The sequence below is a fragment of the Clostridium sp. OS1-26 genome (assembly GCF_030915445.1).
GTDB lineage: Bacteria > Bacillota > Clostridia > Clostridiales > Clostridiaceae > Clostridium_AM.
The window spans coordinates 2,386,134-2,399,673 of record NZ_CP133264.1 but is presented as its reverse complement, the minus strand read 5'-3'; the positions used below and the strand labels follow the sequence as shown (position 1 = coordinate 2,399,673).

The following is a 13,540-nucleotide window of genomic DNA, read 5'->3' as shown; positions in this document are numbered from 1 at the left end:
CTTAGTAATTTTCAGATCTCTCCTGCGATATCTGTTTTTCATACATTCTGTAATATAACCCACCTATTTTCATAAGATCTGCATGAGCACCTCTTTCTACTATGCTTCCTTTGTCTAGTACAATAATCTCATCTGCATGTTTTATACTAGAAACTCTGTGAGATATAATCAGGCATGAACAATCTTTTATAATATATTTTAATCCATCCAATATATTTTTTTCTGTCTCTGTATCAACTGCTGATAAACAATCATCTAATACAAGTATAGAAGGTTTTTTTATTATAGCCCTAGCAATGGATATCCTCTGTTTTTGACCACCAGATATATTCACACCTCTTTCATCAAGCATAGTATCAAATTTATCTGGAAAGTCCATTATATTATCATATACCTGACTTATCTTTGCTGCATCCTCTATTTGTTTTATAGTATAATCTCTTTGAGAAAAAGCTATATTATATTTTATTGACTCAGAGAATAAGAAATTATCCTGCGGTACATATCCTATGTTATCACGGAGAACCTTAACAGGTATTTCTGTAATGTCCATATTGTCTATTGTAAGCTGTCCTTTCTCTTGAGGATTGTACAATCTTAAGATTAAATTTGCCAAGGTGGACTTCCCACTTCCCACCTTTCCAACAATAGCTATAGTTTTCCCAGGTTCTAAAGTTAAGTCTATATTTTTTAGTACAGGTTTAGACTCCTTACTATATGAAAAATTTAAGTTTTTAAAAACTACCTTTCCGCTAAGTTTAAGGTTATCAAACTCACTTTTAAAATCTGATTTATCCTGTACTTCAGGTTTTTCATTAAACAATTTTTCTATTCTATCTTTTGATGCCTTCCCTCTTTGAATTATGTTAACAATACTTCCTATAAATCTTATAGGTCTTATTAAAACTCCTATATAACTGTTTATCGCAATAAAGTCTCCTATAGTTATCTGTTTTTTTAACACTAAAGAAGAGCCATAAACCAATACAATCAAATAAGAAATAGCACTTAAAAATTCAATTAAAGGATAAAATATCCCCCAAACCTTAACCAATTGTAAGTTTGTCTCATAATTTTTTTCATTTATTATCTTGAAATTTCCAATTTCATCTTTTTCCTGTACAAAGGTTTTTATAACTCTAATACCTGCGATATTTTCCTGGACTTTTTCTGTTAAACTAGCAAAAGATTCTTGAACTTTTTTAAATCTTTTATTTATTAAAACGCCAAACTTTGCTACTATAACTATTAAAATTGGTATAGGCAAAAAGCTATAATAGTAAGCTTCATATTTATAGTTTTTCCCATGGCTATTATACTTAGAAGCATAAGGAAAAATGTATCTATAATTAGGTTAACCCCTCTACCTAAAGCTAAACGTACTGCATTAACATCGTTTACTGAAAGTGCCATCAATTCTCCAACACTGCTTTTATTAAAGAAACTCATAGATAACTTTTCTAAATGTTTAAATATTGAATTTGTAGTTTCGTATTGAAACAGCATAGATGCACCAGTTATCTGTAGTCTGCTCAAGTAGTTTAATGCAAAAATAGATATTGCAATAATTACTATTACAGATGAGTACATGCCAACATTGTTAGCATTTATATTCCCAATTTGAATACCGTCTATAATTTCCCCGGTAATTCTTGGAATAGAAACTTGTAGAATATTTATTAAAAGTAGAGCCATTGCTCCCTTTGCATATCTCATTCTATTTTTAAATATAAAATTTTTTACTCTTCCTGCCACCATGTCACCTACCTTGTATAATATTTAAGTTAATTATATTCCAATTGGTGCCAAGTAGTAAACAAACATAAGAATAAATTTACTCTCAAATAATTAAAGCCTGTAAACAACAAATCTTGTCTACAGACTTTAAATACCTATCATCTTATAAAACTTTTCTTAATTGTTTTAATAATAATACCCCTACTATTGCAGGAATAATTTGCCCTATACATATACTTATAGCTAGTACCTTATATGGTACATGTATTAAAAGTGATAGCCAAATTGGAACTACAAGTCCTGGTATAAAAACTATAGGAAGTGTTACGAACCAGTCATTTAGATTAAGTTTCTTAATTAAATAAGCAAGTCCTGAAGCCATCATTCCAACTGCAGCTCCACCAACCATATCAAAAATTCCAAGTCCCCCCATTAGTGTGTTGCTAATAAGGTTTGCTATTCCCATTGGTACAATTAAAAATGGAAATATTCCACTTAAGGCATATAATGAAGTGGCAATTCTAATTTGATATTGTCCAAAGGCAAAACTTTGAGTTAAGCACATAACTATTACATACATTCCGATAACAAGTCCAGAAATAACTAATTTTTTTATAGAAGATATATTTTTATCTTTCGTAACATTAATTTGCATATTCTTTCTCCTTTTAATTACATAAAAACTAACTTTCAACCTAGAAACCTTATATAGGGTTTTTAACTGACCGTCTAGCAACCCTATAAATTATATTCTACAGGATCTTTATATCCTGCTTCTTTAAAAGCCTTTAATCTTAACATGCAGCTATCACAAGTTCCACAAGCTAAAGCTTCCCCCTTATAACAGGACCATGTTAAACTATAGTCTACTCCAAGCTCTATACCGATCTTTATTTCCTCAGCCTTTGTCATATTAAGAAAAGGGGCATGTATTTTTATTTTTCTTCCCTGTTCTACCGCACAAACAGTTCCATGATTGATTGCATTTTCCATAGCATTTATAAATTCTTCTCTACAGTCCACATACCCAGAGTAGTCAACCTCGCTTACACCTATAAATATATCCTGAGCGCCTATAGCTTCTGCATAGGATGCAGCATAAGCTAAAAATATCATATTTCTTGCTGGAACATAGGTGACTGGTATGTCTTTACTATCCTCTTTTCCTTCAGAAATCTCTATATTTTTATCAGTTAAGGCAGAACCTCCCCAAACATTCATGTTAGTAGTAACAATTACATGTTCTTTAACTCCTGCTTTTTCAGCTACATTTTTAGCACAGTTAAGCTCTTTATCGTGCCTTTGTCCATAATCGAAGGATATCGCATAAACCTCAAAACCTTCTTTTTTAGCTAAATAAACTGCTGTACTGGAATCTAAGCCTCCAGACAACAAAACTACTGCTTTTTTCATTACAATCCCATCCTTTCAGCATAATAACAACATCCTAAAGCTCCATTAAATTGAGCATCTTGTAAATTTATTATTTCATCATAATCCTTTTTCAAATATGTTTTTAAAGCATTATTTCTTGCTACTCCACCTGATAAAACTAACGTCTTACCATAAAACTTTTTAAGCAAAGGTTCTAATCTTTTATATAAGGAATAATTTACACCTGCGCAGAGCCTATCCATACTAATTCCTTCAGCAATTTTTCCTATAAGCTCCGATTCCGAAAAAACTGCACAAGTTGAGTTCAGTTCTACTGGATTTTCATAGTATTCAAACATATCATCTAATGACATTTCAAGAAGGTTTGCCATATTTTCTAAATATCTTCCACAGGACGCAGCGCATTTTTCGTTTAACTCCAAATCTGTTATGATTCCTTTCTCAACCTTAACTACCTTTACATCCTGTCCACCTACATCTAGAAGAATAAAATCCTTAAGCTCTGTTTGAAATAGTACTCCATAGACATGGGCTTTTATCTCATTTATAGGATTAAAAAAACTTAAATCTGTATTATTTCTTCCATAACCAGTGGATACTGCGGAATCTATTTGCCCTACATCTAGTTTGTCAAGATTAACTATTATTTTTTCATCGAAACTGCAGTAGTCTCTATAAAAAGACATAGTACTTATCTTAAACTTTTTCACCACTTTTTTATCCTCTAACAATACCAACTTTACTTCTCTACTTCCTAAATCTATACCAAGTCTTCTCACATCTTCACCTTCTTTATTATTTGCATTAATCTATTTTTGAAATTTTTTCAAGTCTAACAACATATCTAAAAATGCCTCGAGCCTAAGCTTTGTTCTCGCATCCAAAAAATTCAGCTTATCTCCTTCTACATTAAGTACAGGAATATCTAGCTGTTTTTTCATCACTATGTCTTCTATTTGTCTGTAGCAAAAAGCCTGAGTATAATGTATTATTCCATCTATTTTTCTTTCTTCTATTTGCTTTTTTATGTCCTTTAATCTAAATTTAATATCATAAGGGTAAGTATAATCATAATACTGTTCATATATATTTTCCGCTTTATCAGCTCTTGGAAAAGCAAATTCTCTTTGAACTTCATTGTATACAAAATGAGCATCGAAATTTTCAACATAATCATATATATCACAAGTCATTGGTGGAACACCTATATATCCAAGTCTTATTTTTTTATCAATAGGTCTTCTTTTCTCTATTTCTTCGATTTTTTTACCAAGTTCCTCTTCGAATTTATCCACATTGCTATTAAAATCACTGCAGCTTACTTGATATAAGTGGTTTTCAAAACCAGACACCTTGTTATTAATAAAGGTAAGCTCATCTAATTTTCTTGCCTTAGCTCTTGCATTATTTACTCTTTTTCTTACCTTCTCAACATCACTTAAATTTACATCAAACATATCCATGAAGTTATCTAGTGATCTGTTAACATCCTCTAGTTTACGTCCATGAGGGTATGCAAAAGGATAAATTTTAACATCCTGCATATCTAACACTTCCTCCAGCGCCTTTGTATTAGAGCAGTCGCCTTCTGTAACTCCCACCAGTTCTTTTATTTCATGCTCAACACATACTCCATACATACCTTTTTTCCAAGCACAACAGCTTTTAGGAAATCCTTCTCTTTCAGCTATATCAATATATTTAGAGTAATTTTCTGATGTAACAAAAATATTATTTAGATCAATAACTTCATAGCCAGCAGCGATTAAGACTTCTATAGGTACTGTAGTAGTTATTCCAATCTTTTTCATAGTTCACCTCATTGGGATATTGTTCATATTTAACCAATAAAAAAAGGGCTTAGCCCGCCCTAAAAATACGAAATTAAACTAAAAGGACCAACAAAAAATAAAAGGGGGCACTCCGCCCCTCATATACAAACAATCTACTAGTCTTAATAGTTAATTCCATAGTTTTGTTTATAGACAGGATGGTTACGAACTGTCTTATTTAGTTTTATAAACCTTAGTATATTTTAATATACCTCCATAAGTTTGTCAAATGGCTACCCTTCCTGCTTTAAAAAAAATAAGCACCAGTGTTTTTACTAGTGCCTTTGTCAAATATATATTTAATTATAAGGGGACAGCTATTTCCTCTAAGTATTTATTAACTTAGGACAATTATTATTATAAATGGTAATTGTTACATTCTTGTGTCGTCTAAGTTAAATAACTATTTACTTTATTAATCTTTTGTAAAATAAATAAACATCTGAAATTAACAAACACTTTTTCAGAGAGGCTATCAAAATTTTTATATAGATTATATCAAAAGAATTTTTATAAATCCGTAACATTTTTCATCTATATCCATACTATAATACTGTGTGTAAGAATTTTATGGAGGTACATTAATGTACAGAAACGAAGATTTAGATTCTAATCAAGATTTTAATGAAGTAATTAGCCCAAATCTTGATGAAACTCGTCGTCATCATCACCATCATGGTCACCATAAATATCAGCACTTCGAAATGTGTTGTCCTATGATGTGCTGTTGTCCTATGATGTATGGTCATCAAATGATGCCTCATCATATGATGCCATCACAGGTTTCCCCTGCTCAAATGATGCCTACTCAAACAATGCCATATAGCATGGATCATAAAGAAAAATGTAAATGTATGGACCATATGAAATATAGAGATGATGAGGATGGTTTCAGACAATATCATCATCGCCCTTACTATTATTCATATTACCCTTATTATCCATATTCTCCTTATTAGCCATATTATCCATATCACCACTACCACCATCATCGTTAATAAAAAATTTAATCTAGTACGCACTAGATTAACTAAACATAACTGCAGCTTAAGCTGCAGTTATAATTTTTTTACTATTTTCTTCGAAAAATAGCGAACACCTACGTCCATCTCAGTGCTGTAGAAATGGTGTATGTAATGTACTTTTCATGCGTTATTTTATTAATTTTCTGAAAACTAAGAGGTATAAATAAGATATTTGTAGAATGTAATAAATATATACTATTTTAAGGAGGAATTTTTATGAAATCATTGAAAGGCACAAAAACTGCTGAAAACTTAATGAAGGCATTTGCGGGAGAATCACAAGCAAGAAACAGATATTCATATTACGCATCTGTTGCAAAAAAGAAGGATATATACAAATTTCTAATTTATTTATAGAAACAGCTGAAAATGAAAAAGAGCACGCAAAAAGATTCTTTAAGTTTTTAAACGAAGACTTAAAAGGAGAAACGGTAGAAATAAATGCAACATTCCCTGTTTCTCTAGGAGACACTAAAACAAATCTTCTTGCAGCCGCAAATGGTGAAAATGAAGAATGGACAGACCTTTACCCTGAATTTGCAAAGATTGCTGAAGAAGAAGGTTTTCCAGCTGTAGTAGCGGTTTTTAATAAAATAGCTGAAGTAGAGAAGCACCACGAAGCTAGATATAGAAAGCTACTTGATAATTTAAATAATAATACAGCATTTACAAAAAATGAAACTGTTTTATGGAAATGTAATAACTGTGGATACATCCATGAAGGTGAAGGTGCTCCTTTGGCATGCCCTGCTTGTGCACATCCACAAGGATATTTTGAAGTGTTTGTAGAAAATTACTAAAAAAATCATATCAAAACATACTCTTATGAAGGATTTATTGATAATCCTTCATATTTTTTTAATAAATTTTTTGAAACCTATAATCTTTTTTTAACTTCCTGAATATTATAGTAATGTAGTTTACTTATCTGGAGGTATATTCATGTATCGAAATGAAAACCAAGACCCTAATCAAAATGTTAATCAGGAAATCAATCAAAATTTAGAGGATACTCGTCACAAACATCATCACAACAGCAAACATGATTACGAAATGTGTTGTCCTATGATGCATTGTTGTCCTATGATGTACAGTCAGCAAATGATGCCATCACAAGTTTCTCCTGCTCATATGATGCCAATGGAAATGGACTATAAAGAAAAAGGTAAGTGTGAGGATCATATGAAGTATAGACATTATGATGACAGTGATGATGATGACGAATTCAGACAATATCATAATCGTCCTTATTATCGCAATTATCCTTATTGTCACCATCGTCCATGTTATTATAATTATCCATATCTCCCATTTTTTATGTCATACCCATTCTATTAATCTCATGGATAATTATAAACTTGATTAACAATGTCTAATTTTACATAGAGATAATTGAGTTTTATACCTCAGTTATCTCTTAATATTTTTAGAATACTTCTTCAGAATAAAATTGAATCTTTGTCCCATCTCTATATATTAATTGAAATTCATAAAATTGACCTCTATCAGTATCCTTATATTTAATATTTTCAACATCTTCATATTCAATTACAAATCTCCCCTTTTCATCTGATATGCTTACATTGCTGTATTTAATGAAACTGCTGCTAACTCTACTCTTTTTAACTCCTTCTGAGAATTCAATGGACTTTAGCTGCATACAAGTTATACAACTACAATAATCTGAATTCATTTTAATCACAATTTTTTTGCCTATAAAGGAATTTAAAATTTCTTCTAACTGTTCACGTATCATTATGTACCTCTCATTACTATTTCATACCATTTAAAATTATTTTCATTTATAAAACTAGACTATTTAAAATTATATATTATCTATTTCGCTTATACCATACAATTTTGAAGAGTATAACTCTCTACTTATTGAAAAATTTAAAATAAAAAGTCAGATATTATACTATTCTATCTGACTTTTTTACTTAATTACATAACATAATGTATAATATTTTATAATTTGGTTAAAATTAAAATAACAGTATTATACTGTTATAATTATTTGACTCCCCATTTAAATATATCATATACAAAACAACTCTCATAAGAGTTGTTTTGTTTTTTTATAGAATCTTAATTACCTATTTAAGATTTTCAAGTTTTATTTTTAAACTGATGGCTTGTTTTGCCTCTTTTAGAGCACCATCAATTTCTGAAGTATATTTGTTTCTTTTTTCTCCACCCTCAATAATATTGCCTGCTAAACTTTCCAATATATTTATTTTTTCAAGCTCAACTTTATAAAAATTATATCTATCTAAGCAGTCATTTATTATTTTATTTTGGACTTCAATTAATTCATCAATAGCTTTTCTCCTAAGATCATGCCCATTTATCTCTTGAAGTATGTCCATACATCAATACCCCCTTTACCATTTAAAAAATAATTTTAGATTATTATTTAATTTATTTATAATGCAGCTAATTTGTGATATTTATGTACTAATTTTCATAGTGGAAATAGTTATCAATATTTTATATTCAAAATAGGTCTTATTTATTCTTTTAATTTATAAGTATATAAATTAATTTTCAGTATTAAAATTTTGTAATTTAAAAGGAGGGTGCCCCCTCCTTTTCTTAGTTTGAATACTACTTTCTTCTAACTATAGCATCAGTCATAACTGCAGCTCTCTTATTTTCTTTTATATCGTGTACCCTAACAAAATCATATCCCTTCATAATTCCTATAACAGTAGTGGCAACCGTACCTTCAACTCTTTCATCTGATGGTAGGTTCAAAGCATTTCCAATCATCGATTTTCTGGAAGTTGCCAAAAGCAATGGATATCCCAATTTATTTAGTTCTTCTAAATGATCCATTACAATTAAATTTTCTTCATAATCCTTTGCAAATCCTATGCCTGGATCTAGTATTATATTTTCTGGCTTTACTCCAGCCTTTAACGCTATGTTTACACTTTCCTCCAAATCCTTTAAAACATCTTCCATAAGGTTGCTATAATTCCTATTGTCTCTATTATGCATTAAGCAACATGGCGTATTGTACTTCGCAGCTACTTCTACAATATATGGATCTTTCTTAAATCCCCAAACATCATTTATTAGTGCGGCTCCTTCTTTTATTGCCATCTCTGCAACTTTACCTTTATAGGTATCAATTGATATTGGTATATCTATTTCCTTGGACAGTGCTCTAATTATAGGAATAACTCTTTCTAATTCCTCTTCTTCTGATACAGGCTCATGATTAGGTCTTGTAGACTCTCCACCTATATCTATTATATCTGCACCTTCAGCTACCATTTCCTTAGCGTGATTTATTGCTCTTTCTATATCGTTAAATCTTCCACCATCAGAAAATGAATCTGGGGTAACATTAAGTATCCCCATTATGTACGTTCTTTTTCCAAGTTCAAAGTCTTTTTTTCCTATTCTCATTATTTTTGTCATAGCACTCCTGGCTAGCTGTGGCTTTATATATAGGGAAGCAAATGAGGTATAAGTTAATTTACCACTAAGTGACCCTATAACCCTCAACTAATACTCCAGATTCCCTCCTTGTTAATATTTTTCTTTTATATAATTCTCATAGTATTGTCTTATATTTTCTACGATAATATTATCTTGAAACTCCTTATTACACAAAGTTGATACCTTCATAATTCCCATAACGCTATTAGTTAAAAAAATGCCATCAGAAGTTATTAAATCTTCTTTTTGAAATTTTCCCTCTACTACTTCAAAATTGTTTATAATGAATTTTCTTACTGTTCCATTAAGCAACCCACAATCAACAGATGGTGTATATATCTTGTCGTTTTCAATAAAATATACATTTGAAATGCTACCCTCTGCCAACTTGTCTTCCGTGTTTAAAAATAATACTTCGTTATAACCTTCATTAATGCCTTTGTCATGTTCCAAAATATTTTCAAGGTAATTTAGTGATTTTAAATACGTCATTGTTGAATACTGATTCCTTCTTGTAGAACTTATTTTCACACTAAAGCCTTTTGCATATTGTTCTTTTGAATAACTGCTTTTTCTATCAGTAAAAATAACATTTTTCTCTGTAGCCACTAATTTTAAAACACAATCTGTGCATTTTAGTTTATCTATCGCATCTATTATATCATCTTCTTCTATACATCTGTTAATCCCTATAACTTTAAGGTCATTATTTATTCTATTCAAATGCTCTTTAAGAAACACTGGCTTATTCTTAACTAATATAGTTTCAAAAAGTCCTCTTCCAAAATAAAGACCTTGATCTAAGAAAACTTTTTGTCCGTCTATCAGTTCCCCATTTAAAACTATCATAAAGTATTATCACACCTTTTAATTTATACTAGAACCACATAATTTTTATTTTACAAATTATAGTTATAACACTCTCATTAAAGCTTTAGCCTTATCTAGAGTTTCTTGGTATTCCGCTTCTTTTAGAGATTCCCATGTAATTCCTCCGCCAACTCCAAGATAAGCCTTTTTGTCTTTCATAAGTATAGTTCTTATAACTATGTTGAAGTCAGCATTTCCGTCAAATCCGAAATATCCTATACATCCCGTATATATGTTTCTTCTTGTAGGCTCTAATTCTTCTATAACCTCCATAGCTCTAACTTTAGGTGCTCCAGTTATAGACCCCCCTGGAAAACAAGCTTTTAGACAATCTACTGCCGTATATTCATCTTTAAGTTCTCCTACTACAGTAGACACTAGGTGGAATACTGTGCTGTATTCTTCTAATTTGAATAATTCCGTAACTTTTACAGAAAAAGGCTTACAAACTTTACTCAAATCATTTCTTTCTAAGTCTACAATCATCAATAGCTCTGATTTATCCTTTTCACTATTTATAAGCTCCAGCTTGTTTTTTAAATCTTCTTCATGACTGCGCCCTCTAGGCCTTGTGCCTTTAATAGGTCTTGTCTCAACAACATTATTTTTTATCTCTAAGAATCTCTCTGGTGAAGATGATACAATGCTGAAGTCCTCAATATTCATAAATGCTGCAAAAGGCGCTGGATTTATGTGCCTTAAATTTTTATAAACCTCATAAGGATCTTTTATTGTATCACAACAAAATCTTTGAGTTAAATTAGTGATGTATATATCTCCATTTCTTATGTATTGTCTAACCTTTTCTACAGTATCTGTGTACTCATCTTTACCAAAGTTTGATATAAATTCTGTATCGCTTTTATTTAATTCATCATATTTAACCCTATTCCCTTTTAATATTCTGCCTCTTATTTCTCCAACACTATTTTCACTTGACTTTAATATCCCTAAACCAGTAATATAGGCTTTCTTTTCTAGATTATCAACTACAATAGCATTATCATAGAACTGAAAATAGCAATCAGGTATTTTTATCTCTTCTAAAGCCATAATAGGAAGCTCTTCTATAGTTCTTCCTAGATCATATGAGAAGTATCCAATAGCTCCTGCTATATATGGGAGTTCCGTATTATTCTCTACTTTATATGTATTAATGAGATTTTTAAGTTCTTCAAAAGGTTCTCCACTAACCTTTTCTCCATTTATAGTGCATGTTTGTTCTTCATATTTAAATGTAGTAAAAGGATTTAAACCTACAAAGGAGTATCTTCCTAAATTTTCGTATGCCATAGCACTATCTAAAATTGCAGCTGTTTTATCCTCTTTAAATAATGAATATATATCAAAAGCATCAAGCTCTGTTTTTATTTCTTCAACTAAAACCTGCATATAGCTATCCCCCAGTTTATTTATTTTTACCTAAGATATCTTCAAAAATATACTAGCATACTAACTATTTATTTTTTAAAGATGCCTAAACTTATTAAATTCTCTTGCTTCTTCTAGAAAGCTTTTAAGCATTTGATGTCCACACTCTGTAAGCTCTGCTTCAGGATGAAACTGCACACCTTCAACAAGGTATTTTTTATGTCTAACTCCCATTACCACTCCATCGGAAGTTTCGCAAGTTACTTCAAGGCATTCCGGTATGGTCTTTCTATCTATTATCAAGGAATGATATCTTGTGACTTTTACTGGGTTTTTAATTTTTTTAAATACTCCAATATTTTTATGATAAACTTCAAACACCTTTCCATGTACAGGTTCCTCACCTTTAACTATATTTGCATTAAAAGCATATCCTATACTTTGATGTCCAAGACATATTCCTAGAATAGGAATCTTACCACTAAATTTTTTAATTACGTCTACACAAATACCGGATTGTTCAGGTGATTTAGGTCCTGGTGAAATTATAATTCCTTCTGGCTGCATTCTCTCTATATCTTCTAAAGTTAACTTATCGTTTCTACAGATTTTAACGTCTTCTTTTAGTTCTTCTAAATATCTTACCAAGTTGTACACAAATGAATCATAGTTGTCAATCATCAGAAACATGATTTTCCTCCTCGATATTAAATTACGCTATTTGTGAAAATGTTATCTATCTACATTATATCATTTTATTACAAATTATGTTATTGAAAGTTTACACTCTTTTACTCACAATATAATTGTATATTGCATTTTACTAATAATTCTGCTTATAAAATAGCATTAAAAAATGACAGGTGAAATTTCATCTGTCATTTTTTAATTAAAGGATATTTATTTTTAAAGGGAATGACATGCTACAAAATGCTCCTTCTCTATTTCTTTAAATTCTGGAGTCTTTTCCATACACTCCGGCTTAGCATATGCACATCTAGCCGCAAATTTGCAACCTGGTTTTGTATCAATTGGACTTGGCACTTCTCCTTCAAGCATTATTCTTCTTCTCCTTTTCTCAACTTCAGGATCTGGAATTGGAATTGATGAAAGCAATGCTTTTGTATAAGGATGAACTGGATTATCGTATAGCTCTTTACTAGAAGCTAATTCTACCATTGATCCCAAGTACATAACTCCAACTCTATCAGATATATGCTTAACCATAGAAAGATCATGTGCAATAAATAGATAGGTTAATCCTAATTCTCTTTGCAATTTAATTAAAAGATTAACTACCTGAGCTTGTATTGAAACATCTAATGCTGATATAGGCTCATCACAAACAATAAACTTAGGTTCTATAGCAAGTGCTCTCGCTATACCTACTCTCTGTCTTTGTCCTCCTGAGAATTCATGTGGAAATCTAGAAGCATGTTCTCTATTTAAACCAACTAATTCAAGAACTTCATATATTTTATCTATTCTTTTTTCACCAGTATATAAATTATGTATATCTATTCCTTCTCCTATTATGTCGCCTACTGTCATTCTTGGATTTAAGGATGCATATGGATCTTGAAATATAATTTGAGCTTGTCTAGTAAACTTAATTCTATCTTTCTTGTTTAATTTATGAATATTTACTCCTTCAAATAATACCTCACCATCAGTTGCAGAATAAAGACCTAAAACACTTCTTCCACAGGTTGTTTTTCCACATCCAGATTCACCAACAAGACCTAACGTTTCTCCTTTTTTTATGTTAAAACTTACACCATCAACGGCCTTAAGCATTGACCCATTTCCAACATTAAAATATTTCTTTAAATTTTTTACTTCTATTAAGTTTTCGCTCAT

The 13,540-nt window shown here is 30.6% G+C and carries 16 protein-coding genes and 1 pseudogene; 4 read left to right on the top strand and 13 right to left on the bottom strand.

Annotated features, from left to right (window positions below):
* Window position 1 precedes the first annotated feature (1 nt).
* The 6 genes and pseudogenes from RCG18_RS11710 to RCG18_RS11685 form a co-directional block, all read right to left on the bottom strand.
* Window positions 2-964, bottom strand: a complete 963-nt coding sequence (locus RCG18_RS11710; RefSeq protein ID WP_374119135.1) for an ABC transporter ATP-binding protein — start codon at window positions 962-964, stop codon at window positions 2-4.
* Window positions 953-1,695 (bottom strand): annotated as a pseudogene (locus RCG18_RS29015) (ABC transporter transmembrane domain-containing protein); the annotation flags it as partial. The pseudogene RCG18_RS29015 and the gene RCG18_RS11710, both read right to left, overlap by 12 nt.
* Before the next feature lie 205 nt (window positions 1,696-1,900).
* Entirely contained in the window at window positions 1,901-2,392 is a 492-nt protein-coding gene (locus RCG18_RS11700; RefSeq protein WP_308041461.1) for a QueT transporter family protein, read from the bottom strand.
* Window positions 2,393-2,475: 83 nt separating this feature from the next.
* Window positions 2,476-3,150 (bottom strand): 7-cyano-7-deazaguanine synthase QueC, encoded by a 675-nt coding sequence (gene queC / locus RCG18_RS11695; RefSeq protein ID WP_308041460.1) that lies wholly within the window; start codon window positions 3,148-3,150, stop codon window positions 2,476-2,478.
* Window positions 3,150-3,911: an acyl-CoA dehydratase activase gene (locus RCG18_RS11690; RefSeq protein WP_308041459.1), complete on the bottom strand. Its 762-nt coding sequence runs from the start codon at window positions 3,909-3,911 to the stop codon at window positions 3,150-3,152. Before RCG18_RS11690 ends, queC begins: the two co-directional genes overlap by 1 nt.
* A 30-nt stretch (window positions 3,912-3,941) precedes the next feature.
* Window positions 3,942-4,943, bottom strand: a complete 1,002-nt coding sequence (locus RCG18_RS11685; RefSeq protein WP_308041458.1) for a 2-hydroxyacyl-CoA dehydratase — start codon at window positions 4,941-4,943, stop codon at window positions 3,942-3,944.
* Between the two features lie 605 nt (window positions 4,944-5,548).
* Between RCG18_RS11685 and RCG18_RS11680 the strand changes: the two genes are divergently transcribed.
* The 4 genes from RCG18_RS11680 to RCG18_RS11670 all read left to right on the top strand — a co-directional run bounded on the left by RCG18_RS11680 (window position 5,549) and on the right by RCG18_RS11670 (window position 7,327).
* On the top strand, window positions 5,549-5,923 hold the full coding sequence (locus tag RCG18_RS11680; protein WP_308041457.1) for a hypothetical protein: 375 nt from the start codon (window positions 5,549-5,551) through the stop codon (window positions 5,921-5,923).
* A gap of 282 nt (window positions 5,924-6,205) precedes the next feature.
* Window positions 6,206-6,346 (top strand): ferritin family protein, encoded by a 141-nt coding sequence (locus tag RCG18_RS29010; protein ID WP_374119085.1) that lies wholly within the window; start codon window positions 6,206-6,208, stop codon window positions 6,344-6,346.
* The gene (rbr, locus tag RCG18_RS11675; RefSeq protein ID WP_374119134.1) at window positions 6,283-6,789 is read left to right on the top strand and encodes a rubrerythrin; all 507 of its coding nucleotides are present in this window, start codon (window positions 6,283-6,285) and stop codon (window positions 6,787-6,789) included. The genes RCG18_RS29010 and rbr overlap by 64 nt, the downstream gene beginning before the upstream one ends.
* Window positions 6,790-7,054: 265 nt before the next feature.
* The gene (locus RCG18_RS11670) at window positions 7,055-7,327 is read left to right on the top strand and encodes a hypothetical protein (RefSeq protein WP_308041456.1); all 273 of its coding nucleotides are present in this window, start codon (window positions 7,055-7,057) and stop codon (window positions 7,325-7,327) included.
* Window positions 7,328-7,415: 88 nt separating this feature from the next.
* Here the strand turns inward: RCG18_RS11670 and RCG18_RS11665 are convergent, their stop codons facing one another.
* From RCG18_RS11665 to RCG18_RS11635, 7 genes are all read right to left on the bottom strand, one after another.
* Window positions 7,416-7,745, bottom strand: a complete 330-nt coding sequence (locus tag RCG18_RS11665; protein ID WP_308041455.1) for a hypothetical protein — start codon at window positions 7,743-7,745, stop codon at window positions 7,416-7,418.
* 340 nt (window positions 7,746-8,085) lie between these two features.
* Window positions 8,086-8,358 carry a hypothetical protein gene (locus tag RCG18_RS11660; RefSeq protein ID WP_308041454.1) on the bottom strand — a complete coding sequence of 91 codons (273 nt, stop codon included), beginning with the start codon at window positions 8,356-8,358 and terminating at the stop codon, window positions 8,086-8,088.
* Between the two features lie 238 nt (window positions 8,359-8,596).
* On the bottom strand, window positions 8,597-9,406 hold the full coding sequence (gene folP / locus RCG18_RS11655) for a dihydropteroate synthase (RefSeq protein ID WP_308042012.1): 810 nt from the start codon (window positions 9,404-9,406) through the stop codon (window positions 8,597-8,599).
* Window positions 9,407-9,529: 123 nt separating this feature from the next.
* Window positions 9,530-10,288 carry an aminotransferase class IV gene (locus tag RCG18_RS11650; protein WP_308041453.1) on the bottom strand — a complete coding sequence of 253 codons (759 nt, stop codon included), beginning with the start codon at window positions 10,286-10,288 and terminating at the stop codon, window positions 9,530-9,532.
* 63 nt (window positions 10,289-10,351) lie between these two features.
* The gene (gene pabB / locus RCG18_RS11645; RefSeq protein WP_308041452.1) at window positions 10,352-11,701 is read right to left on the bottom strand and encodes an aminodeoxychorismate synthase component I; all 1,350 of its coding nucleotides are present in this window, start codon (window positions 11,699-11,701) and stop codon (window positions 10,352-10,354) included.
* A gap of 75 nt (window positions 11,702-11,776) precedes the next feature.
* Complete coding sequence (locus RCG18_RS11640; protein ID WP_308041451.1) at window positions 11,777-12,370, bottom strand: aminodeoxychorismate/anthranilate synthase component II; 594 nt, start codon at window positions 12,368-12,370, stop codon at window positions 11,777-11,779.
* Between the two features lie 216 nt (window positions 12,371-12,586).
* Entirely contained in the window at window positions 12,587-13,540 is a 954-nt protein-coding gene (locus RCG18_RS11635; protein ID WP_308041450.1) for an oligopeptide/dipeptide ABC transporter ATP-binding protein, read from the bottom strand.